Below are 20519 nucleotides of genomic sequence, written 5' to 3'. Positions count from 1 at the left end.
TGCGCTGCGCAGTGACCTGTCGGCCCGTCGTTTCGTTCCCCCGGACGGAGGAAACGGGAAAACGGGAAATGCGGCATCAAGATCCGCAGTCGACGCGAACCGAGGTGTACGCCATGGTGGCCCCGCCGGACAACGACGTGCTGTGGGCACGGTCCCTGCACTGCTCCCCCTGGGGGTCCACCCGGACGGGGTCCGGCGCGGGCGCGCCCGCCCTCACCGGCGTCTCCCTCGGCGTCCGCGAGGGCGAGATCCTCGCCGTCACCGGCCCCCGCGGCAGCGGCAAGACCACCCTGCTGCGCTGCCTGTCCGGACAGCTGCGCCCGGACGGGGGCGAGGTCTGGTTCAACAGCGTCCCCGTCCACACCATGAGTCCGCCGGCCCGCGAGCGGCTGCGCCGCGACCGCTTCGGCTGGATCGGGCCCGAGCCCCGCCTCGTACCCGAACTGAACGTGTGGGAGAACGCGGCCCTGCCCCTCCTCATCGGCGGCGCCCCGCACCGCACGGCCAAGCGCGCCGCCATGGAGTGGCTCGACCGCCTCGACATCGGCGACCAGGCCCGCAAGCGCCCCCAAACACTCGACCGCGCCCGCGCCCAGCGCGTCGCGCTGGCCCGCGCCCTCGTCACCCTGCCCTCCGTGCTCTTCGCCGACGAGCCGACCGCCCCGTTGCACCGCGCCGACCGCGCCCTGCTGCTGCGCACGCTGACCACGGCCGCCCGCTCGCACGACATCACGGTGGTCCTCGCCACCCACGAGGCCGAGACCGCCGGCCTGGCCGACCGCGCGCTCGCCCTCCTCGACGGCCACCTCGCCGGCGCCGTCCCCCAGCCGGCCTCCGCGGCGGCCCCCCGCCCCGGCGAGGCGGAAGGCCGCGACACGTGCTCAGTCTCCGCCTAGCCCGCGGCGGCCGGCCCCTCGTCCAGCTGCGCAGACTGCTGGTCGCGGCGGCCGCCGCCGGTACCGGTCTCCTGCTGCTGGACGTGCTCGCCACCGCCGCGGCCCGACCGCAGGGCCAGCTGCCGCGGCTGCTGTGGTGCGCGGTCCCGCTCGCCCTGACCGTGCAGTTCGCCGTCGCCGTGACCCGCACCGACCCGGCCGTCCGCCCCCGCGAGGACCTGGACGCCGTGGGGCTCGGCCCCGTCCGCCTGATCCGCGTCGCCGCACTGTCCGCCGCCATCGCCTGCGCGCTGGGCAGCGCGCTCGCCCTCGCCCTCTTCCTCCACCTGCGCGGCGACCTGGCCGGCCTCCCCTTCGACGGCGCCGCCGCCGACGCGCTCCGCGCCGGCCACCCCTTCCCGGTGGCGGCCGCGCTCACCCTGCTCGCCCTGGCACCGCTCGCGGCCGCCGCCGCGACCGCCCTGTCGGTCCGCACCCGCCCGGCACGGACCCCGCACGAGGGGCTGCCGTGGGGTGTCGCCGCCTTCGCCTGCGGGCTCGCCGTCCTGGCGTACGCCGGTGGCGGCACGGCGGGCCGGCTGTCCGGCTGGGCCCTGACGACCGTCGGCCTCGCGCTGGCCGGCCCGGCCCTCGCCCACGGCTGCGGCGCGCTCCTCCAGTTCGTCCGCCCCGGCGCCGTACGCCTGCTCGCCGGGCGGGGCCTGCAGGAGGAGGCCGGGCGCATCGGCCGGCCCCTCGGGGTGCTCGTCGCCGTCGCCGCGTGGGCCGTGGCCGCGGCGGACGGCGGGCCCGTACCGGTCGGACCGACCGCCGGCGGCGCGGCGGCGCTGGCCGTCCTCTGTGCGGTCGGCGCACTCCTGACGGCCGCGGTCGAGTCGCGCCAGACCCGGGCGGCCACCCGCGAGACCCTCCTCGACCTGGGCACACCGGCCGCGGTACTGCGGTCGGCGGCCCTGCTGCGGGCCGCGGTCCTGCCGGCCGTGTGCGGACCCGTGGTGTGGGGTGTGGCGGAGCTGACCCGGAGGGCACTGGCCGGGTAGCCGACCTCGGCCCGTAGGGTGACGGGATGTCCCATGACATCGAGATCGAGACCCTCGCCGAATTCGACCGGGTGGTCGCCCGGGGTTCACTGAGCGGGTACCGGATCCAGTCGGTGAACCTGATGGAGCGCACCTTCGCCCTGCTGGCCGCCGACACCTCCGCCGCCGTGTTCCTCGGGTGCCCGATGGAACCGGACGCCTCCACCAAGGTGCGGGCCGACGGGGCGCTGGTGTTCCCCCCGGTGCCCGACCTGCCGTTCGACCCGTACCGCGGCCTGCTCTACACGCCGGAGGAGCTCTTCGCCGGCCTGGACCGGGACGGCTACGACGCCACGCCCGACGCGCGTGCGTACGCCTGGTTCCAGCACAGCAGGGCCGACGGCGACGTCTTCTCCTCGATGCTCCGCTCGATCCACGACGACGCGATCTCCGACGCCCTCGACGAGCACCTCGCCGGTGCCCCGGTCGTGGGGGTGATGGGCGGCCACTCGATGGACCGCGGCGGCGCCGCGTACGCCGGCGCCGCCCGGCTCGGCCGGGCGCTGGCCCGCACCGGTCTGACCGTGGCGACCGGTGGCGGGCCGGGTGCGATGGAGGCCGCGAACCTGGGCGCGTACCTCGCCCCCTTCGAGGACGGCGCGCTGCCCGGGGCGCTCGACCTGCTCGCCAAGACCCCCTCCTTCACGCCCTCCGTCACCGACTGGGCGGAGGCGGCCTTCGCGGTGCGCGAGCGCTGGCCGGACGGCGGGGACTCGATCGGCATCCCCACCTGGTTCTACGGGCACGAGCCGCCGAACGCCTTCGCCGGCGGGATCGCGAAGTACTTCGCCAACGCCACCCGCGAGGACGGACTGCTGGCCCGTTGCACCGCCGGCGTGGTGTACCTCCCGGGCGCGGCCGGGACGGTCCAGGAGGTCTTCGACAACGCGACCCCCAACTACTACGGGTCGCGCGGCGAGCCGACCCCGATGGTGCTGGTCGACCGGGCCCACTGGACCGAGCACCTGCCGGCCTGGCCCCTGCTCCAGGCCCTGGCCCGTGACCGCGCCATGGAGACCCGCATCGCGCTGGTCGAGTCCGTCGACGAGGTCCCCGACGCCCTGGCCCGGCTCTCCTCGTGACCTGAGCTCGTGACCTGAGCTCGTGACCTGACCTCGTGACCTGTCACCTGACCGGCCCGCCCAGGCAACCTCCGGGCCCGGACCCACGTCTGCCAGGAGTACGCGAAACCTGCCAGACGTGAACGGAGCCCCTCGTGCTCATAGGCCTGCTGACCGCCATCGCGGCCTCGATCTGCTACGGCACCGGATCGGTCCTGCAAGCGGTGGGCTCCCGCCGGGCCGCCGGCGCCGAGCCCGACCCCACAGGTCTGACCCAGCACGGCGGCCCGAACCTGTCGTCCACCGCGAAGGCCGCGCTGACCTGGGAGTTCATCCTCGGCACGGTGCTGGACTTCGTCGGCTTCGGCCTGGGCGCCCTGGCGGCCCGGCTCCTGCCCCTCTTCCTCTCCCAGACCGTCATCAGCGCCAACCTGGTGATCACCGCGGTCCTGAGCGTGAAGCTGCTGGGCATCCGCCTCACGCGCAGGGAATGGGCCTCGATCGGTGTCGTGTGCGGGGCGCTCGTGATGCTCGCCACCGCGGCCGGCCACGAGGGCGGCCACCAGGCCGCGTCCGCGACGCACTGGTGGCTGCTCGCCGTCACGGTCGCGCTGATGCTCGGCGGTACGGTCGCCGTACGCCTCCTGGGCCCCCGGGCCGCGATCCTGGCGGGCCTGCTGTCCGGCCTGGGCTTCGGCGCGCTCGGCGTCGGCGTCCGCATCCTCGACGGCATCGACCCGTTCGAGCTCACCACCGTCCTCACCGACCCGGCCCTGTACGCCGTCGTCATCGCCGGTGTGGGCGGCATGTACCTGCACACGGTCGCCCTGCAGCTCGGATCGGTCAACGGGGCCACGGCCGCGCTGGTCGTCGGCGAGACGGTCCTCCCCGGCGCCATCGGCGTCCTCTGGCTGGGCGACGCCTCCCGCCCCGGCCTCGCCTGGCTCGCCGTCCTCGGCTTCCTCCTCGCCGTGGCCGGCGCGGTGGCCGTGGCCTGGTACGGCAACCACGACCCGGCCCCGACCACCCCCGCCCCGCTCCCGACCCCCACCCCGGCCCCACCGACACCGGTCCGAGGCTGACCCGCGGCACGCCCGGCCCCCACCCCGGCCTACGCGTCGCGGAGGGCGACCACCTCGGCGGGGTCGAAGGCGACCCCGGTCACGACCCCCACCTCAGGCGCGAGCAACAGGTCGCACTCGGCCTCCAGCAAGGGCGCACCCGACCGCGGCCGCAGCATGAGCGCCACGTGCCTCCCCCGGAAGGTCCGCGACACGACCTCGCACGGCAGCCCCTCCGCGACCGGCACCAGCCGCACCCCGGTGGGCCGCACGAGCACCCGGAACTCGCCCTCGCCGGTCCCGTCCGGCACCGGGATCTTGCCCCACGGCGTGTCGGCCGCCAGCCCGCTCACCGTCGCCGGCACCACGTTGTCGAAGCCGAGGAAGCGCGCCACGAACTCCGAGGCCGGCCGCTGCCAGACGTCCAGCGGGGTGCCGGCCTGCGCGATCCGGCCGTCCCGCATCACCACGACCCGGTCGGCGAGCGCGAAGGCCTCGCCCTGGTCGTGCGTGACGGCCAGCACCGTCGTACCCAGCCGGTGGAACAGCTCCCGCAGCTCCACCACGAGCCGCTCCCGCAGCCCCCGGTCGAGCTGCCCCAGCGGCTCGTCGAGCATCAGCAGCCGCGGCCGCGGCGCCAGCGCCCGGGCCAGCGCCACCCGCTGCTGCTCACCGCCCGACAGCGCCGCGACGGACCGCCGCCCGGCGCCCGGCAGCCCCACCAGCTCCAGCAGCTCCGCCACCCGGGCCCGCTGCTCCTCGCGCCGCGCCCCGCGCATCCGCAACCCGAAGGCCACGTTCCCGGCCACGTCCCGCTGCGGGAACAGCTGGTGGTCCTGGAACATCAGGCCCACCCCCCGCTTGTGCACCGGCACCCCGGCCTGGTCGGCCCCCGAGAGCCGTACCCGCCCGGCGGCGGCCGGCTGCAGGCCCGCCACGACCCGCAGCAGCGTGGACTTCCCGCTGCCACTGGGCCCCAGTACGCACACGATCTCGTGCTCGGCCACGGACAGGTCGACGGCGTCGAGCACGGTCCGCGCCCCGAAGCGGACGGACACCCCGTCCAGTTCCAGCAGCGTCATCAGAAGTCCCCCGATCCGGACCGCTCGGGCCGCAGCCGCTCCAGGACCAGCAGCGACACGGCGCACACCACCATCAGAATCGTGCTCAGGGCCATCGCCTGCCCGTAGTTGAGCTCCCCTGCCCGCCCCAGCAGCCGCGCCACCGCCACCGGCAGCGTCGGGCGCTCGGGCCGGGCGATGAACACGGTCGCCCCGAACTCGCCGAGCGAGACCGCGAAGGCGAACCCGGCCGCGATCAGCAGCGCCCGGCGCACCAGCGGCAGGTCCACCTCGCGCCAGGCCCGCAGCGGCGAGGCCCCCAGCACCGCGGCCGCCTCCCGCAGCCGGCCGTCCACGGCACGCAGCACCGGCAGCATCGTGCGCACCACGAACGGCACGCCGACCAGCGCCTGGGCCAGCGGCACCAGGATCCACGAGGTCCGCAGGTCCAGCGGCGGCTCGTCCAGCGTGATCAGGAAACCGAAGCCCACGGTCACCGCCGACACGCCGAGCGGCAGCATCAGCAGGGCGTCGAAGCCGCGCAGCAGCCGCCCGCCGCGCCGGGTGAGCGCGGCCGCGGCCAGGCCCCCGACGCCGACGGCGATCGCGGTGGCGGCGAGCGCGTACTCCAGTGAGTTCCGGACCGCCTCCAGCGGCGGCACCAGGAACGTGCCCCCGTCGGCGGACCCGAGCGCCCGGTAGAAGTCGGGGCCGTACCCGCCGGGGGCGTCGAAGGACCGCTCCACCAGGACGGCCAGCGGTACGACGATCAGCAGGGCGACGGACACGAGCACACCGCCCAGCAGCGCCCACTGCCCGGTCCCGCGCGGCCGGTGGGCCGTGCGGTCCGGGGCGACCAGCCGCAGCGCGGTCTCGCGCCGGCGCACGGTCCAGGAGTGCACCCCGAGGATCACGCCCACCGCGGCGAACTGCACCAGGGTGAGCACCGCGGCCGTCGGCAGGTCCAGCAGCTGCGCGGTCTGCCGGTAGACCTCGACCTCGAGGGTGGCGTACGCCGGACCGCCGAGGATCTGCACGACGCCGAAGGAGGTGAAGGTGAAGAGGAAGACCATCAGCGCGGCGGCGGCCACGGCCGGGGCCAGTGCGGGCAGCGTCACCCGCCGCCAGGCGGCGAACCGGCCGGCGCCGAGCACCCGGGCGGCCTCCTCCTGGCGCGGGTCCAGTTGCGCCCACAGGCCCCCGACGGTCCGGACGACCACGGCGTAGTTGAAGAAGACGTGGGCGAGCAGGATCGCCCACACGGTCGTGTCCAGCCGGACGCCCCACAGCTCGTCCAGCAGCCCGCCCCGGCCCACCAACGCCAGGAAGGCGGAGCCGACGACCACCGTCGGCAGGACGAACGGGACGGTCACCACGGCGCGCAGCACCTGCTTGCCGGGGAAGTCGAAGCGCGCGAACACGTACGCGCCGGGGAGCGCGAGCAGCAGGGTGAGCGCCGTGGACGCGAGCGCCTGCCAGGTGGTGAACCACAGCACGCCGGCGATGTCGGGCCGGGTGAGCACCTCGCCGATCCGGCCGAACTGCCAGCCGCCGTCGGTCTTGATCCCGCGGCCGACGATCGCCGCCACGGGGTAGGCGAAGAAGAGGCCGAAGAAGGCCAGCGGCACGGCCATGAGGCCGAGCCGCACGGCGGTGGCACGGCCGGAGGGGCGCACGCGCTCCCTCCGGTCCGTGCCCGGGACCGTTCCCGTGCCTGCTCCGGGTCCTACTTCAGGACGAGCGAGGACCATGCCTGGACCCACTGCTCACGGTTCTTGGCGATCTGGTCCGGGGCGACGGTCCACGGCTTGTCGATCACCACCCCGTGCTTCGTGAAGACCTCCGGCAGCTTCGCGTCCTTGACGACGGGGTTGACGAACATCTGGAGGGGCATGTCCTCCTGGAACTTCTTGCTGATCAGGAAGTCCAGCAGCGCCTTGCCGCCCGCCTCGTTCTTCGCGCCCTTGAGCAGGCCCGCGAACTCGACCTGGCGGAAGCAGGTGCCGGTGGCGACACCGGTGGGCGCCACGGCCGGCTGCGGCTCGGAGAACAGCACCTCGGCCGGCGGGGAGGAGGCGTACGAGACGACCAGCGGCCGGTCGCCCTTGGCCTTCTTGCCCCCGGCGGAGCCGGAGAAGCGCTCGTTGTAGGCCTGCTCCCAGCCGTCGACGACCTCGACGCCGTTGGCCTTGAGCTTGCTCCAGTAGTCCTTCCAGCCCGCGTCGCCGTACTTGCCGACGGAGGCGAGCAGGAAGCCGAGGCCCGGGGAGGAGGTGGCCGCGTTCTCGGTGACCAGCAGGTTCTTGTACTCCGGCTTGACCAGGTCGTCGAGGGTCTGCGGCGGAGCGATCTTCTTGTCGGCGAAGTACTTCTTGTCGTAGTTGACGCAGATGTCGCCGGAGTCGATCGGGGTGACCCGGTGCTCCTTGTCGAGCCGGTACTGCTCGGGGACACCGGCCAGGCCCTTGGCCTCGTACGGGGTGAAGAGGCCGTTGTCGAGGGCGCGCGAGAGCAGGGTGTTGTCGACGCCGAAGAACACGTCGCCGCGCGGGGAGCCCTTGGTGAGGATCTCCTGGTTGAGGGCCGCGCCCGCGTCGCCGCTCTTGAGCACCTTGACCGTGTAGCCGGACTGCTTCTCGAACTCCTTCAGCACCGCGGGGGTGTAGGTGAAGGAGTCGTGCGAGACGACCGTGACGGTCTTGGACTGCGGTCCGGAGCTGGCCGAGCCGCCCTCGTCCTTGCCGTCGCCTCCGCCGCAGGCGGCGAGCGTGGACACGCCGAGGGCCGCGACGAGCGCGGCGCCCGCCATCTTCTTGGTGTTCACGTGAAACATTCCTCCTGGAGTGACCAGGAGAAGACGCGGCCCTGCCCCGGCGCTCATGGAGCGGACGCCGGAGCAGGGCGCAACAGCTCGAGTGGTGACCGAACTCCCTACCCGGAATGACCCGGGCGAGGTTCAGAGGGTCTGCGGCGTGACGGTGCCGCACTCTCAGCGCTGTGGCGCTCCCCTGTCGGAATATGCAGATGTACGGGAGTCAGACTACCGCTCGCTCGCGGCGAGCTGTCCGCACGCTCCGTCGATCTCCTGGCCACGGGTGTCGCGCACCGTGACCGGCACGCCGTGGGCGGCGATCGCCTCGACGAAGGCCCGCTCGTCCTCGGGGCGGGAGGCGGTCCACTTGGAGCCCGGGGTCGGGTTGAGCGGGATGAGGTTGACGTGCACCCGCTTGCCCTTGAGGAGGCGGCCGAGGAGGTCGCCCCGCCAGGCCTGGTCGTTGATGTCGCGGATCAGCGCGTACTCGATGGAGACGCGGCGGCCGGACTTCTCGGCGTACGTCCAGGCCGCGTCGAGGACCTCGCGGACCTTCCAGCGGGTGTTCACGGGCACCAGGGTGTCGCGCAGCTCGTCGTCGGGGGCGTGCAGCGAGACGGCGAGCCGGCACTTGAAGCCCTCGTCGGCGAACCGGAGCATCGCCGGGACGAGGCCGACGGTGGAGACGGTGATGCCGCGCTGGGACAGGCCCAGGCCGTCGGGCTCGGGGTCGGTCAGCCGGCGGATGGCGCCGACGACGCGGTTGTAGTTCGCCAGCGGCTCGCCCATGCCCATGAAGACGATGTTCGACAGCCGGGCCGGGCCGCCGGGGACCTCGCCGTCGCGCAGGGCGCGCATGCCGTCGACGATCTGGTGGACGATCTCGGCGGTGGACAGGTTGCGGTCGAGCCCCGCCTGGCCGGTGGCGCAGAACGGGCAGTTCATGCCGCAGCCCGCCTGGGACGAGATGCACATGGTGACCCGGTCGGGGTAGCGCATGAGGACGGACTCGACGAGCGTGCCGTCGTGCAGGCGCCACAGGGTCTTGCGGGTGGTGTCGTCGTCGCAGGAGATGTGCCGGACGACCGACATCAGGTCGGGCAGCAGCGCCTCGCGCAGCTTCTCGCGCGAGCCGGCCGGGATGTCGGTCCACTCGGCCGGGTCGTGCGCGTAGCGGGCGAAGTAGTGCTGGGAGAGCTGCTTGGCCCGGAACGGCTTCTCGCCGATCGCGGCGACCGCCTCCTTCCGCTCGGCCGGCGACATGTCGGCCAGGTGCCGGGGCGGCTTCTTCGCTCCCTTGGGCGCGACGAAGGTGAGCTCTCCGGGAGCGGGGCGGGCCATGGCAGGTACTCCTCGTACGACGAAAGGCGCGCCGCACGAGCGGCGCGCCTTTCCAGGGTAACCGGCCCGGGGCTTCAGCCCGTGCCGACGAACAGCGCCAGCAGCAGCCACACGACCGGCGCGGTCGGCAGCAGCGAGTCCAGCCGGTCCATGATGCCGCCGTGGCCCGGCAGCAGCGTGCCCATGTCCTTGATGCCCAGGTCGCGCTTGATCATGGACTCGCCCAGGTCGCCGAGCGTCGCGCTGACCGCGACGGCGAGGCCCAGGACCAGGCCCTGCCACCAGCTGCCGCCGTCGATCAGGTACTGCATGCACAGCGCGCCCGCGGCCATGGCGAAGGCCACCGCGCCGGCCAGGCCCTCGCGGGTCTTGCCGGGGCTGATGCGGGGGGCCAGCTTGTGCTTGCCGAAACGCCAGCCGACCGCGTACGCGCCCGTGTCGCTCACCACGGTGAGCAGCAGGAAGGTGATCACCCGCTGCGGCCCGTCGTCGGCGGTCAGCAGCAGCGCCACGAACGTGGCGAGGAAGGGCACGTAGAACGCGGCGAACACACCCGCCGTGACGTCCTTGAGGTACCCCTCAGGGGGTTCCGTCATCCGCCACACGAGCACCGCGAGGGCGGTCAGGGCCATCGCGACCCAGGCGCCCTCGGCGCCGCGCACGTACCCGGCGACGACCATCGCCGCACCGCCGATCGCGAGCGGCACCAGCGGGGCCTTGATGGCCTTGCGCTCTTCGAGGCGGGACGTGAGCTCCCACAGGCCGACGACCACGGCGACGGCGATGACGCCGACGAAGACGGCCTTCACGATGAACAGCGAGGCGACGATCACGGCGCCGAGGCCGACGCCGACCCCTATGGCAGCACGCAGGTCCCGCCCGGCCCGCTTCTTCTGCGGGGGCTGGGGGGTGTCCTGCGGTGCCTGCGACGGCGGAGGCGGGGGGCTGGGCATGGGCTCCTGCGGCGGCGTCTCGTCGCGGAACAGGGGGCCGCTACCCGGAGCGGCCCCCCTCTCGCGTGCTTCCCGGTCATCGAAGTCTGATCCGGCGGCGTCGGGCACGATGGGCATGGGCCGAGTCTGCTGGCCTACGTACACATCGTATGCGGGACCCGCCGGAACCGGCTCCGCCCCCCAGGGAGAGTCGTTCATCAGACCTCGAGGAGCTCGGCTTCCTTGTGCTTGAGCAGCTCGTCCACCTGCGCGACGTACTTCGCGGTGGTGTCGTCGAGCTCCTTCTCGGCGCGGCGGACCTCGTCCTCGCCGGTCTCCTTGTCCTTGACCAGCTTGTCGAGGGCTTCCTTGGCCTTGCGGCGCACGGAGCGGATGGAGACCTTCGAGTCCTCGGCCTTGCCCTTGGCGACCTTGATGTACTCGCGGCGGCGCTCCTCGGTCAGCTCCGGGAACGTCACGCGGATGATGTTGCCGTCGTTGCTCGGGTTGACGCCGAGGTCGGAGTCTCGGATGGCCTGCTCGATGTTGCGCAGGGCGCTCTTGTCGAACGGGGTCACCACGGCCATGCGCGGCTCGGGCACCGAGAAGGACGCCAGCTGGTTGATGGGCGTGATGGCACCGTAGTAGTCCGCCACGATCTTGTTGAACATCGCCGGGTGCGCACGGCCGGTGCGGATCGCGGCGAAGTCCTCCTTGGCGACCACGACGGCCTTCTCCATCTTCTCCTCGGCCTCGAGGAGGATTTCTTCGATCACCACGTGCTCCTGCATGTCTTGAGTGGATGGTTCAGGCGGGGGGCGGGCCCGCTCAGGCCCGGTCGCCCTGGTCGCTCACGAGCGTGCCGATCTTCTCACCCTTGACGGCGCGCGCGATATTCCCCTCCGCGAGCAGCTCGAAGACGAGGATCGGCAGCTTGTTGTCGCGGCACAGCGTGATGGCGGTGGCGTCGGCGACCTTGAGGTCGCGGGTGATGACCTCGCCGTACTCGAGCGCGTCGAACTTGACCGCGTCCGGGTTGGCCTTGGGGTCGGAGTCGTAGACGCCGTCCACGCCGTTCTTGCCCATGAGCAGGGCCTCGGCGTCGATCTCGAGGGCGCGCTGGGCGGCCGTCGTGTCGGTGGAGAAGTAGGGCATGCCCATGCCGGCGCCGAAGATCACGACGCGGCCCTTCTCCAGGTGGCGCACGGCGCGCAGCGGGATGTACGGCTCGGCGACCTGGCCCATGGTGATGGCCGTCTGGACGCGCGAGTCGATGCCCTCCTTCTCCAGGAAGTCCTGGAGGGCCAGGCAGTTCATGACCGTGCCGAGCATGCCCATGTAGTCGGAGCGGGCTCGGTCCATGCCGCGCTGCTGGAGCTCGGCGCCGCGGAAGAAGTTGCCGCCGCCGATGACCACGGCGATCTCGGCGCCGTCTCGGACGACGCCCGCGATCTCGCGGGCGATCGCGTGCACGACGTCGGGGTCGACGCCCAGGCCCCCGCCGCCGGAGAAGGCCTCACCCGACAGCTTCAGGAGGAAGCGGCCGCGGCCCTTCTTGTCGTGGTCGCTCTTGTCGTCGGAAGCGGTGTGGGTGTCCACGCCCTGATTCATGGAGATCTCCTCGTGCACATACGAAGAAGGCCATTGCCGGGGTCCTTGCGGTTCCCTGTGCGGCAATGGCCTCCTCGTCAGATCTGCGGTCGTCCCGCGCGAACGGGCGACTGCTTCAGACCCTACCGGGGTCCGGGGTCCGTGGGTTACGGACTCAGATGCCGACCTTGATGCGGGTGAAGCGCTTCAGGGTGACACCGGCGTCCTTGAGGACCTGCTCGACGGACTTCTTGTTGTCGAGCGCGTACGCCTGGCCGAGCAGCGTGGCGTCCTTGAAGAAGCCGTTGAGGCGACCCTCGACGATCTTCGGCAGGGCGGCCTCGGGCTTGCCCTCGGCGCGGGTGGTCTCCTCGGCGACGCGGCGCTCGGACTCGACGACCTCGGCCGGCACGTCCTCCTTGGCGAGGTACTTCGGCGCGAAGGCGGCGATGTGCTGCGCGATGCCCTTGGCCAGGTCGGCGTCGGCCTTGTCCAGCTCGACCAGGACACCGATCTGCGGCGGCAGGTCGGGCATGGTGCGGTGCATGTAGGCGAAGACGAAGCCGTCGGCGAACTGCGCGAAGCGGTCCAGGACGATCTTCTCACCGAGGTTGGCGTTGGCCTCGTCGACGAAGGCCTGGACGGTCTTGCCGGCCTCGATCTCGGACGCGAGCAGCGCCTCGATGTCCGCCGGGGACGTGGCGGCCACGTGCTTGGCCAGGTCGGCGGCGACGGACTGGAACTTGTCACCCTTGGCGACGAAGTCGGTCTCGCACTTGAGCTCGACCAGGACACCGGAGGTGTTGTCGTCGGCGATGAGGGACACGACGGCGCCGTTCTCGGCAGAGCGGCCCTCGCGCTTGGCGACGCCCTTCTGGCCCTTGATGCGCAGCGCCTCGACGGCCTTGTCGACGTCGCCGGCGGCCTCGTCCAGGGCCTTCTTGCAGTCCATCATGCCGGCGCCGGTGAGCTCGCGGAGCTTCTTGACGTCAGCGGCGGTGTAGTTCGCCATGAGTCTGTGATTCTCTCTCGAAGTCGTAGATCTACGGGTCAACGGCGGGGGGGGCGCTTGTGGCGCCCTCCCCCGCCGTCATCGTCCGTGCTGTGAGTGCCCGGCGCGTGAACGACGGGCTCCCTCAGTGGGTCAGGCCTGCTCGGCGTCGGCGGCCGGGGCCTCGGCAGCCGGGGCCTCAGCGGCCGGAGCCTCGGCGGCCGGAGCCTCGGCGGCGGCCGGAGCCTCGTCCGCCTTCTTCTCGCCCTCGAGCAGGTCGCGCTCCCACTCGGCGAGCGGCTCGCCGACGGTCTTGTCGCCCGGCTTCGAGTCACCGGCGGCAACGCCGGAGCGGGCGATGAGGCCCTCGGCGACGGCGTCGGCGATCACGCGGGTGAGCAGGGTGACGGAGCGGATCGCGTCGTCGTTGCCCGGGATCTTGTAGTCGACCTCGTCGGGGTCACAGTTGGTGTCGAGGATCGCGACGACCGGGATGTGGAGCTTGCGCGCCTCACCGACGGCGATGTGCTCCTTCTTGGTGTCGACGATCCAGACGGCGCTCGGCACCTTCTGCATCTCGCGGATACCACCGAGGGTCTTCTCCAGCTTGGCCTTCTCGCGGGAGAGGACCAGGAGCTCCTTCTTGGTGAGGCCGGAGGCGGCCACGTCCTCGAAGTCGATCGCCTCGAGCTCCTTCAGACGCTGAAGGCGCTTGTAGACGGTGGAGAAGTTGGTGAGCATGCCGCCCAGCCAGCGCTGGTTCACGTACGGCATGCCGACGCGGGTCGCCTGCTCGGCGATGGCCTCCTGGGCCTGCTTCTTCGTGCCGACGAACATGATGGAGCCGCCGTGGGCGACGGTCTCCTTGACGAACTCGTAGGCGCGGTCGATGTACGACAGCGACTGGAGCAGGTCGATGATGTAGATGCCGTTGCGCTCGGTGAAGATGAAGCGCTTCATCTTCGGGTTCCAGCGACGGGTCTGGTGACCGAAGTGGACGCCGCTCTCCAGCAGCTCCCGCATCGTGACGACGGCCATGGCCGTACTCCTTGAGGTGCTCGGTTACCGCAGCCGCCGGACGGCGGCCGCGCCTGACGCCCCGACGCGCCGTGCCACGAAGGACCGAGGAGCGCGGCCACCGGTCGTGATCGACCAGGTGGCGGGGCGTGCGAAGTCGACCCGGTGACCCGGATCGCCACAAGAAGTGTACGGGACCGGCGCCCGTGCCGGGTGCCGCCCCCTGTCCCCCGCCGGGTGGACGCCCGGGCCCCGACGTCCCGACGGGCCTCGCGGGGCGGCCGCCCGCAGCGCCCGCGCAGGCCCGGCGCGCGCTCCCGCCGCGCTTCCCGCCGGGTGGACACGGGCGCGGCGTGCAGGCGTTCCCACCCGGCCGGGTGACGCCGTTCGTCCACAACCGCCCGCCCGTCCACAGCCCCGCCCGACCGCCGCCCGGCCCCGACACCCTCGCGCCATGACGACCTTCCTGCTCGCCCTGCTCCTGGCCCTGCTCCCGCCGCCGGCCGCGCGGTCCGTCCCGCCGTCCGGACCCCAGTTCCCGGCGCGGTACGCCGCCGCGCCGTCCGCCCGTCCACCGACCCCCTCCCCCGGGCCGGGCCGGGCGGCGCGGCCGGCGGACCGCCCCACCCCCGAGGAGCCCTCCGCCCGTCGTCGGCCGACCGCCTGCGCCGGCGGACCCGAAGCCGTGGAGCGCGTCGGCCCGGGCGGGGCGGGCCGTCGCGCGGAGCGGCCCCGGCGCGCGGGGCCGGGTGGGCCCGCGGCCGGGGAACCGGAACCGGTCGGGCGGCCCCCTGCACGGACGGGGCCGGCGACGGAGCGGCCGCTGCCCGCGCCGTTGCGGCTGCTGCGGTGGTGGGTGCCGCCGCCGGGTCCGTACGCGGCCGGGCACCGCGGGGTGGACCTCGCCGCCGCCCCGGGCACCGAGGTGCGGGCGGTCGCCGACGGCCGCGTGTATTACGCCGGACGGGTGGCGGGGCGCGGCGTGCTGTCCCTCACCCTCACGGGCACGGCGCTGCGCACCACGTACGAGCCGGTGTGTCCGCTCGTCGCGACGGGCGAGCCCGTGCTCCGCGGCCAGGTCGTGGCCCGCACCGAGCCGAACGCGCACTGCGCGCGGCCGTGCCTCCACTGGGGTCTGCGCGCGGGTGAGGACTACCTCGACCCGCTGTCGCTGCTCCCCCGCCCCACCCCGCGGCTGCTCCCGCTGACCGGGACGGGGGCCGCGGCCGCACGGCACGGAGGCTTCGGGTACGGCTGAGGCGCACGCCGTCCCCTCGACGGGACGGCCCCGGACGGTGTCCGGCGGATCAGGGGTGGACGGCGCTGACGACAGCCCCTAGCGACGGGTGCCGTGGAGGGCCAGGGCCACGGCCGCCTCGGTGATCTCTGCGGGATCCTCGGCGGCACCGAGCTCGATGCGGCGGACGGCGGCGTCGACGATGCCCTGGAGGAGGGTGGCGGTGAGCCGGGGGCCGGCGTGACCGAGGGCGGCCAGGGCCTCGACGACCATGGCGACCAGGCCCCCGTGTGCGGCGCGGATCTTCTCGCGGGCGCCGGCGTCGAGCTCACTGGCCGAGATGGCCACGACCGCTCGGTGGCGCCGGTCGCCCACCAGGGCCAGCTGCTGGCGGACGTAGGCCTCGATCTTCGCCTCGGGCGTCCCGGCGGCCTGCATGGCGGCCTCGATCTCGGCCGCCCAGACGGGGAAGTCGACCGCGCACAGCTCCTCGACCACCGCCGCCCGCGAGCGGAAGTACTCGTACACCGAGGAACGGGCCAGGCCGGTGCGCTGGGCGAGGGCGGGGAACGTCAGGGCTTCGGTGCCCCCCTCGGACAACAGGGAGCGTGCGGCGTCCAGCAGTGCGGCGCGCTGCATCGTGCGGTGCTCGGCCACGGAGGCCGCTCGGATCCTGGGCACCCGTCCACTGTACGGAGACCCCGCAAGGCCCCCGCAAGCTCAACGGCCGACGTCCGCCAGTTTGGCCCGCAACTGCAGTACCGACTTGGTGTGGATCTGGCTCACCCGGCTCTCGGTGACCCCCAGGACGTTCCCGATCTCGGCCAGGGTGAGGCCCTCGTAGTAGTACAGGGTCACCACGGTCTTCTCCCGTTCGGGCAGCGTGTTGATGGCCCGGGCGAGCAGGCGGCGCAGTTCCCGGTCCTCGGCGACCTCGACCGGGTTGTCCGCGGCGGTGTCCTCCAGGGTGTCCATCAGGGAGAGCCGGTCCCCGCCCTCGCCGCCGACGTGCAGGAGCTCCTCGAGGGCCACCACGTTCGCGAGCGACAACTGGCTGAAAACGGCATGCAGTTCCTCCACCCCGATGTCCATCTCCGCAGCCACCTCGACCTCGGTCGGGGTGCGCCGCAGCTGGGCTTCCAGGGTGGCATAGGCCCGCTCGACGGCGCGGGCCTTCTGCCGGACGGAGCGGGGGATCCAGTCCAGGGCGCGGAGTTCGTCGATCATCGCGCCCCGGATCCGGGTGATCGCGTACGTCTCGAACTTGATGGACCGTTCGATGTCGAACTTCTCGATGGCGTCGATGAGTCCGAAGACCCCGGAGGAGACGAAGTCGGCCTGCTCGACGTTGGGCGGCAGCCCGACGCTCACCCGGCCGGCCACGTACTTCACCAGCGGCGAGTAGTGCAGGATCAGCTGCTCCCGCAGGCGCTCGTCGCCGGTGTCCTTGTACGACCGCCACAGCTCGTCCAGCGACGAGGGTGCGGCGGCCCGCACGCTGCCGCGGGCAGCGGGCGGCACCGCAGCGCGGTCAGACCCGGAGGTGTGCTGGGGCATGCGTCGCCTTGAGCCGTTCTGCTGTGGGGATCCTTGGGAGCGTAGCGTCACTGGAGTGTCGCGGTGCGCGAAGAGTACGGGATCGCGCGTCGGTGCAGGGGCAGGCCGGACGGCACCGACAGGGCCGGGCCCGCGCCCTGCGCGCGGGCCCCCCGACTGGCTCCGGGCGGGCGGCACATCTCATCGGCTTCACCCTTTCACCGGATCGCCCCAGGTCAAGGACCGCCTCGCCGGGTGGCCCCGGATAGGGGGCGAGGGTCATCCGCGGGAGTGGCGAGGCGCCAGTCATCGCCATGCCGTTCGACGAACCCCAGAGAGTGAAGTTCGTACAGTCTGCCGATGACTTCATCGGTGCTCGTGCCCGCGGCGAGGGCCAGTTCGGGCGGGCGCACCGGCCGGCCGGCGGGGAGTGCTTCGAGGACGCGGGCGGCGCCGGGCGGGAGCAGGTCGCGCGGGAGCACCGGGCCGCGCCGGCAGGGGGCGAGCTCGCCCATCTCCCCGACGAGTTCGACGACCTCGGCGGCGTCGGTGACCAGCTCCGCCCCGCCGCGCAGCAGTTCGTGCACTCCGGCCGAGAGCCCGCTGGTGGCGGGCCCCGGTACGCCCATCACCGCGCGCCCGAGCCGCTGCGCGGCACGCGCGGTGGCGAGCGAGCCGCTGCGGTGGGCGGCCTCGACGACGACGGTGCCGCGGGTGAGTGCCGCGATGACCCGGTTGCGGAGCACGAAGCGGCTCGGGGTCGGATGGCTGCCGGGCGGCAACTCGCCCACGACCAGACCCTGTTCGGCGATGCGGCGCAGCAGCCCGAGGTGGCCCCGCGGGTACCCGGTGTCGACGCCGCAGGCGAGCACGGCGGCGGTGCCGCCACCGGCCCCGAGAGCGCCCCGGTGGGCGGCGCCGTCGATGCCGTAGGCCGCTCCGGAGACCACCACCCAGCCGCGCTCGGCGAGCCCGGCGCCCAGGGTGGCGGCCATGTGCGTCCCGTACGGGGTGCAGGCCCGGGCGCCGACCACGGCGACCGAGCGCAGGGCCCACATGCGCAGGTGCGGCCGGCCGCGCAGCCAGAGGCCGACGGGGCGGGCGTCGCCGAGGTCGTCGAGCTGGCTGGGCCACTCCGGGTCGGCCGGGACGACGAACCGGCCGCCCACCTCGGCGACCGCCGCCAGGTCCCGCTCGGGGTCGGCCGCGGCGGCCCGTCTGCGGTAGCCGCTGATGCGGTCGGGGCCCACTCCGGTGAGGGTGCCCTCCTCGTACGTCGGTGCCCGCAGGATCCGCAGCAGCCCGGTCGCCCCGTACCGCGCGATCCAGCGCCCGCCGTGCTCGTCGCCGGGTTCGAGGACCCGGGTCAGGGCGGCCCGGGCCAGCCGCTCGGCGGCCGTGTCCTGCTCCTCCCCCGCGCGCCCGGGCTCCGGGTCCGCCGGGACGCCGGTGGTGGGGGCTTCGGTCGCGCTCATGCGCGTTCTCCCATCGGCTGCGGGACGCCCCGGGAGACGCCGGTACGGAGCTCCAGCGCCACGGCGACGTCGAGGGCGTCGGGGCGGTCCCGGCCGCGCAGGTCGGCCACGGTCCACGCCACCCGGAGCACGCGGTCGAGGCCGCGGGCGGTGAGCAGGCCCCGCTCCAGGTCCCGCTCGGCGGGTCCGAGGGCTCCGGGGGCCACCTGCCAGCGGGTGCGCAGTTCGTGGCCGGGCACCTCCGCGTTGGTGCTCCAGGGGGTGCCGGCGAGCCGGGCGGCGGCGCGGGTCCTGGCCGCCCGGACCCGCTCGGCCACGGCCGCGGTGGTCTCGCCCCGGCCGCCGTGGCCGAGGAGGTCGGACCGGGAGACCGGTTCGACGTCCACGCGGAGGTCGACCCGGTCCAGCAGCGGCCCGGAGAGCCGGGCCTGGTAGCGGCGCACCACGGAGGCCGGGCACTCGCAGCCGGCCGCCGACCTATGGTGCCGCCCGCAGGGGCACGGGTTGGCGGCCAGCACCATCAGGAACCGGGCCGGCAGCCGCACGACCCCGGCCGCCCGGGCGATGACCACCTGGCCGGACTCCAGCGGCTGGCGGAGGGCGTCGAGGGCCTTGGGGCTGAACTCGGGGGCCTCGTCCAGGAAGAGGATCCCGCCGTGGGCGAGGGAGACCGCGCCGGGCCGGGGCAGTCCGTTCCCGCCGCCGACCAGGGACTGCATGGTGGCCGAGTGGTGCGGGGCGCAGTAGGGGGCGGTGGCGATCAGCGGTTCGCCGGGCGGCAGCAGTCCGGCGACCGAGTGGACGGCGGTGACCTCCAGCGACTCCTGGCGGGTGAGCGGGGGCAGGAGGCCCGGCAGGCGCTCGGCGAGCATGGTCTTGCCCGCCCCGGGCGGTCCGTTGAGGAACAGGTGGTGGCCGCCTGCCGCGGCCACCTCGAGCGCCCGCCGCGCGGCCCGCTGACCCGCCACGTCGGCGAGGTCGGGCCGGCACCCGCCGGCGCCGGCGGGTGCCCGGTCCAGCCCGGAGCCGAGTCCGGCACCGGGTACGAGCAGCCCGGCGAGCAGCGGGTCGGGGCGGCCGGGCTCGGCGGCGGTCTCCTCCGCCGGCACCTCACCGCCGGTGAGGACGGCGATGAGCTGGCGCAGGGTTCGCACGCCGAGCACCGACACGTCGGGGACGAGCGCGGCCTCGGCGGCGCACTGCTCGGGCACCACCACCTGCCGGTACCCGGCCTCGGCGGCGGCGAGCACGGCGGGCAGGACGCCGCGCACCGGCCGGACCCGGCCGTCGAGCCCGAGCTCCCCGATGAGCACCAGGTCGGCGATGGCACGGGGGTCGACCAGTTCGGCCGCGCCCAGGACGGCCGTGGCGACGGCCAGGTCGAACCCCGAGCCGCTCTTGGGGACGTCGGCGGGGCTGAGCCCGACGGTGAGCTTCTTCTGCGGCCAGCCGGCACCGGCGTTGGTGACGGCCGCCCTGACCCGGTCCCGGCTCTCGACCAGCGTCTTGTCGGGCAGCCCCACCAACGTGAACGCCGCCACGCCCGGTTCGAGGTCGGCCTGCACCTCCACCACGACCCCGTCGACGCCGACCAGCGCCACGGAACAGGTCCGTGCGAAGCCCATCTCAGGCCACCCCCCGGATGTGCTCCACGACGGGTGCCCCGCGCCGGGGCAGGACGACACCGACCAGGTCGATGCGCACCCCGCCGGCGGGTGGTCCCCCGTGGTCGGCGAGCCAGCGGCCGGCCAGTCGTCTGAGCCGGTCGGCCTTGGCCGCCCGGACCGCGGCCATCGGGTGTTCGAAGGATCCCGCCCTGCGGGTCTTCACCTCGCAGACCACCAGCGCGTCCCCGTCCCGCGCGACGATGTCGATCTCGCCGCCGCGGCACCGCCAGTTCCGCGCGATCACCGTCATGCCGGCTTCCGACAGCCGCCGCGCGGCGAGCTCCTCGCCGTACCGGCCCAGTGCCATGCGGGCGTTCCCCGTTGCGTTCATTCGGCACCACCTCCGGCACCGAATGTCCCGCAGCCGCCCCCACCGAATGGATCTTGGTGGAAAACCCCGGCCCTGTGGACAACTCCGTCACCCCTGCGGGTGAGGGATCAGCTCCCGGGCAGTTCGAGGTCGCTCTTGTTGAGCTCCTCGATGTTCACGTCCTTGAACGTCAGCACGCGCACCTGCTTCACGAAGCGGGCCGGCCGGTACATGTCCCACACCCAGGCGTCCGCCATCGACACCTCGAAGAACACCTCGCCCTGGACCGAGTGCACCTGCATCTCGTAGTCGTTGGTGAGGTAGAAGCGACGCTCCGTCTCGATGACGTATTTGAACAGCCCGACGACGTCGCGGTACTCCCGGTAGAGCTTCAGCTCCATCTCGGTCTCGTACTTCTCGAGGTCCTCGGCGCTCATGGCATGTTCCCCTTCA

At 73.5% G+C, this 20519-nt stretch carries 20 protein-coding genes and 1 riboswitch; of the genes, 5 read left to right on the top strand and 15 right to left on the bottom strand.

What is annotated here, in order from left to right; genetic code table 11:
* Window positions 1-113: 113 nt before the first annotated feature.
* The 4 genes from IF43_RS0106555 (at window position 114) to IF43_RS0106540 (ending at window position 4118) form a co-directional block, all read left to right on the top strand.
* Window positions 114-896 carry an ABC transporter ATP-binding protein gene (locus IF43_RS0106555; protein ID WP_030195232.1) on the top strand — a complete coding sequence of 261 codons (783 nt, stop codon included), beginning with the start codon at window positions 114-116 and terminating at the stop codon, window positions 894-896.
* A complete protein-coding gene (locus IF43_RS0106550; RefSeq protein ID WP_030195224.1) occupies window positions 878-1936 on the top strand; it encodes a hypothetical protein in 1059 nt (352 codons plus the stop codon). The genes IF43_RS0106555 and IF43_RS0106550 overlap by 19 nt, the downstream gene beginning before the upstream one ends.
* A 26-nt stretch (window positions 1937-1962) precedes the next feature.
* On the top strand, window positions 1963-3057 hold the full coding sequence (locus tag IF43_RS0106545) for an LOG family protein (RefSeq protein ID WP_030195222.1): 1095 nt from the start codon (window positions 1963-1965) through the stop codon (window positions 3055-3057).
* Between the two features lie 134 nt (window positions 3058-3191).
* Window positions 3192-4118, top strand: coding sequence for a hypothetical protein (locus IF43_RS0106540; RefSeq protein ID WP_030195219.1), 927 nt, complete (start codon window positions 3192-3194; stop codon window positions 4116-4118).
* A gap of 29 nt (window positions 4119-4147) precedes the next feature.
* Here the strand turns inward: IF43_RS0106540 and IF43_RS0106535 are convergent, their stop codons facing one another.
* The 9 genes from IF43_RS0106535 to rpsB all read right to left on the bottom strand — a co-directional run bounded on the left by IF43_RS0106535 (window position 4148) and on the right by rpsB (window position 13862).
* Window positions 4148-5179: an ABC transporter ATP-binding protein gene (locus IF43_RS0106535; protein WP_030195210.1), complete on the bottom strand. Its 1032-nt coding sequence runs from the start codon at window positions 5177-5179 to the stop codon at window positions 4148-4150.
* Complete coding sequence (locus tag IF43_RS0106530; protein ID WP_030195207.1) at window positions 5179-6792, bottom strand: iron ABC transporter permease; 1614 nt, start codon at window positions 6790-6792, stop codon at window positions 5179-5181. Before IF43_RS0106530 ends, IF43_RS0106535 begins: the two co-directional genes overlap by 1 nt.
* A gap of 92 nt (window positions 6793-6884) precedes the next feature.
* Window positions 6885-7991 (bottom strand): thiamine ABC transporter substrate binding subunit, encoded by a 1107-nt coding sequence (locus IF43_RS0106525; RefSeq protein ID WP_037887505.1) that lies wholly within the window; start codon window positions 7989-7991, stop codon window positions 6885-6887.
* A gap of 77 nt (window positions 7992-8068) precedes the next feature.
* Window positions 8069-8178, bottom strand: a riboswitch (TPP riboswitch).
* A 20-nt stretch (window positions 8179-8198) separates the two neighbouring features.
* Window positions 8199-9311, bottom strand: coding sequence for a 23S rRNA (adenine(2503)-C(2))-methyltransferase RlmN (gene rlmN / locus IF43_RS0106520; protein ID WP_030195201.1), 1113 nt, complete (start codon window positions 9309-9311; stop codon window positions 8199-8201).
* Between the two features lie 74 nt (window positions 9312-9385).
* Window positions 9386-10462 (bottom strand): phosphatidate cytidylyltransferase, encoded by a 1077-nt coding sequence (locus IF43_RS0106515; protein WP_078909954.1) that lies wholly within the window; start codon window positions 10460-10462, stop codon window positions 9386-9388.
* A complete protein-coding gene (frr, locus tag IF43_RS0106510; protein ID WP_030195194.1) occupies window positions 10462-11019 on the bottom strand; it encodes a ribosome recycling factor in 558 nt (185 codons plus the stop codon). Before frr ends, IF43_RS0106515 begins: the two co-directional genes overlap by 1 nt.
* A gap of 52 nt (window positions 11020-11071) precedes the next feature.
* Entirely contained in the window at window positions 11072-11854 is a 783-nt protein-coding gene (pyrH, locus tag IF43_RS0106505) for a UMP kinase (protein WP_030195191.1), read from the bottom strand.
* Window positions 11855-12008: 154 nt separating this feature from the next.
* Complete coding sequence (gene tsf, locus IF43_RS0106500) at window positions 12009-12845, bottom strand: translation elongation factor Ts (protein WP_030195190.1); 837 nt, start codon at window positions 12843-12845, stop codon at window positions 12009-12011.
* A 132-nt stretch (window positions 12846-12977) separates the two neighbouring features.
* The gene (gene rpsB, locus IF43_RS0106495) at window positions 12978-13862 is read right to left on the bottom strand and encodes a 30S ribosomal protein S2 (RefSeq protein WP_030195189.1); all 885 of its coding nucleotides are present in this window, start codon (window positions 13860-13862) and stop codon (window positions 12978-12980) included.
* A 433-nt stretch (window positions 13863-14295) separates the two neighbouring features.
* Here rpsB and IF43_RS37815 point away from each other — a divergent pair, with 433 nt between their 5' ends.
* Window positions 14296-15099, top strand: coding sequence for a M23 family metallopeptidase (locus IF43_RS37815; RefSeq protein WP_051794798.1), 804 nt, complete (start codon window positions 14296-14298; stop codon window positions 15097-15099).
* 78 nt (window positions 15100-15177) lie between these two features.
* On the opposite strand, the gene IF43_RS0106485 is transcribed toward IF43_RS37815, so the two are convergent.
* From IF43_RS0106485 to IF43_RS0106460, 6 genes are all read right to left on the bottom strand, one after another.
* A complete protein-coding gene (locus IF43_RS0106485; protein ID WP_037887516.1) occupies window positions 15178-15717 on the bottom strand; it encodes a TetR/AcrR family transcriptional regulator in 540 nt (179 codons plus the stop codon).
* Between the two features lie 81 nt (window positions 15718-15798).
* On the bottom strand, window positions 15799-16635 hold the full coding sequence (whiG, locus tag IF43_RS0106480; protein ID WP_030195179.1) for an RNA polymerase sigma factor WhiG: 837 nt from the start codon (window positions 16633-16635) through the stop codon (window positions 15799-15801).
* 215 nt (window positions 16636-16850) lie between these two features.
* Window positions 16851-18089: a DNA-processing protein DprA gene (dprA, locus tag IF43_RS0106475; protein ID WP_051794796.1), complete on the bottom strand. Its 1239-nt coding sequence runs from the start codon at window positions 18087-18089 to the stop codon at window positions 16851-16853.
* On the bottom strand, window positions 18086-19714 hold the full coding sequence (locus IF43_RS0106470; protein ID WP_030195175.1) for a YifB family Mg chelatase-like AAA ATPase: 1629 nt from the start codon (window positions 19712-19714) through the stop codon (window positions 18086-18088). The genes dprA and IF43_RS0106470 overlap by 4 nt, the downstream gene beginning before the upstream one ends.
* A 1-nt stretch (window position 19715) precedes the next feature.
* A complete protein-coding gene (locus tag IF43_RS0106465) occupies window positions 19716-20087 on the bottom strand; it encodes a YraN family protein (protein WP_030195173.1) in 372 nt (123 codons plus the stop codon).
* 107 nt (window positions 20088-20194) lie between these two features.
* The gene (locus tag IF43_RS0106460) at window positions 20195-20503 is read right to left on the bottom strand and encodes a DUF2469 domain-containing protein (RefSeq protein WP_005311352.1); all 309 of its coding nucleotides are present in this window, start codon (window positions 20501-20503) and stop codon (window positions 20195-20197) included.
* Between the last annotated feature and the right edge of the window lie 16 nt (window positions 20504-20519).

The organism is Streptomyces sp. NRRL S-87, assembly GCF_000719335.1.
Classification (GTDB): Bacteria; Actinomycetota; Actinomycetes; order Streptomycetales; family Streptomycetaceae; genus Streptomyces.
The sequence above is the reverse complement of the archived record's forward strand: the minus strand, read 5'-3'. Positions and strand labels throughout refer to the sequence as shown.

Excerpts from the sequence above, each read along its gene's own strand:
- IF43_RS0106555 (WP_030195232.1), top strand. The coding sequence starts at position 114 with ATGGTGGCCCCGCCGGACAACGACGTGCTGTGGGCACGGTCCCTGCAC.
- IF43_RS0106545 (WP_030195222.1), top strand. The coding sequence starts at position 1,963 with ATGTCCCATGACATCGAGATCGAGACCCTCGCCGAATTCGACCGGGTG.
- IF43_RS0106535 (WP_030195210.1), bottom strand. The coding sequence starts at position 5,179 with ATGACGCTGCTGGAACTGGACGGGGTGTCCGTCCGCTTCGGGGCGCGG.
- IF43_RS0106530 (WP_030195207.1), bottom strand. The coding sequence starts at position 6,792 with ATGGCCGTGCCGCTGGCCTTCTTCGGCCTCTTCTTCGCCTACCCCGTG.
- IF43_RS0106525 (WP_037887505.1), bottom strand. The coding sequence starts at position 7,991 with ATGTTTCACGTGAACACCAAGAAGATGGCGGGCGCCGCGCTCGTCGCG.
- rlmN (WP_030195201.1), bottom strand. The coding sequence starts at position 9,311 with ATGGCCCGCCCCGCTCCCGGAGAGCTCACCTTCGTCGCGCCCAAGGGA.
- IF43_RS0106515 (WP_078909954.1), bottom strand. The coding sequence starts at position 10,462 with ATGAACGACTCTCCCTGGGGGGCGGAGCCGGTTCCGGCGGGTCCCGCA.
- pyrH (WP_030195191.1), bottom strand. The coding sequence starts at position 11,854 with ATGAATCAGGGCGTGGACACCCACACCGCTTCCGACGACAAGAGCGAC.
- tsf (WP_030195190.1), bottom strand. The coding sequence starts at position 12,845 with ATGGCGAACTACACCGCCGCTGACGTCAAGAAGCTCCGCGAGCTCACC.
- rpsB (WP_030195189.1), bottom strand. The coding sequence starts at position 13,862 with ATGGCCGTCGTCACGATGCGGGAGCTGCTGGAGAGCGGCGTCCACTTC.
- IF43_RS37815 (WP_051794798.1), top strand. The coding sequence starts at position 14,296 with ATGACGACCTTCCTGCTCGCCCTGCTCCTGGCCCTGCTCCCGCCGCCG.
- IF43_RS0106485 (WP_037887516.1), bottom strand. The coding sequence starts at position 15,717 with ATGCAGCGCGCCGCACTGCTGGACGCCGCACGCTCCCTGTTGTCCGAG.
- whiG (WP_030195179.1), bottom strand. The coding sequence starts at position 16,635 with ATGCCCCAGCACACCTCCGGGTCTGACCGCGCTGCGGTGCCGCCCGCT.
- dprA (WP_051794796.1), bottom strand. The coding sequence starts at position 18,089 with ATGAGCGCGACCGAAGCCCCCACCACCGGCGTCCCGGCGGACCCGGAG.
- IF43_RS0106470 (WP_030195175.1), bottom strand. The coding sequence starts at position 19,714 with ATGGGCTTCGCACGGACCTGTTCCGTGGCGCTGGTCGGCGTCGACGGG.
- IF43_RS0106465 (WP_030195173.1), bottom strand. The coding sequence starts at position 20,087 with ATGAACGCAACGGGGAACGCCCGCATGGCACTGGGCCGGTACGGCGAG.
- IF43_RS0106460 (WP_005311352.1), bottom strand. The coding sequence starts at position 20,503 with ATGAGCGCCGAGGACCTCGAGAAGTACGAGACCGAGATGGAGCTGAAG.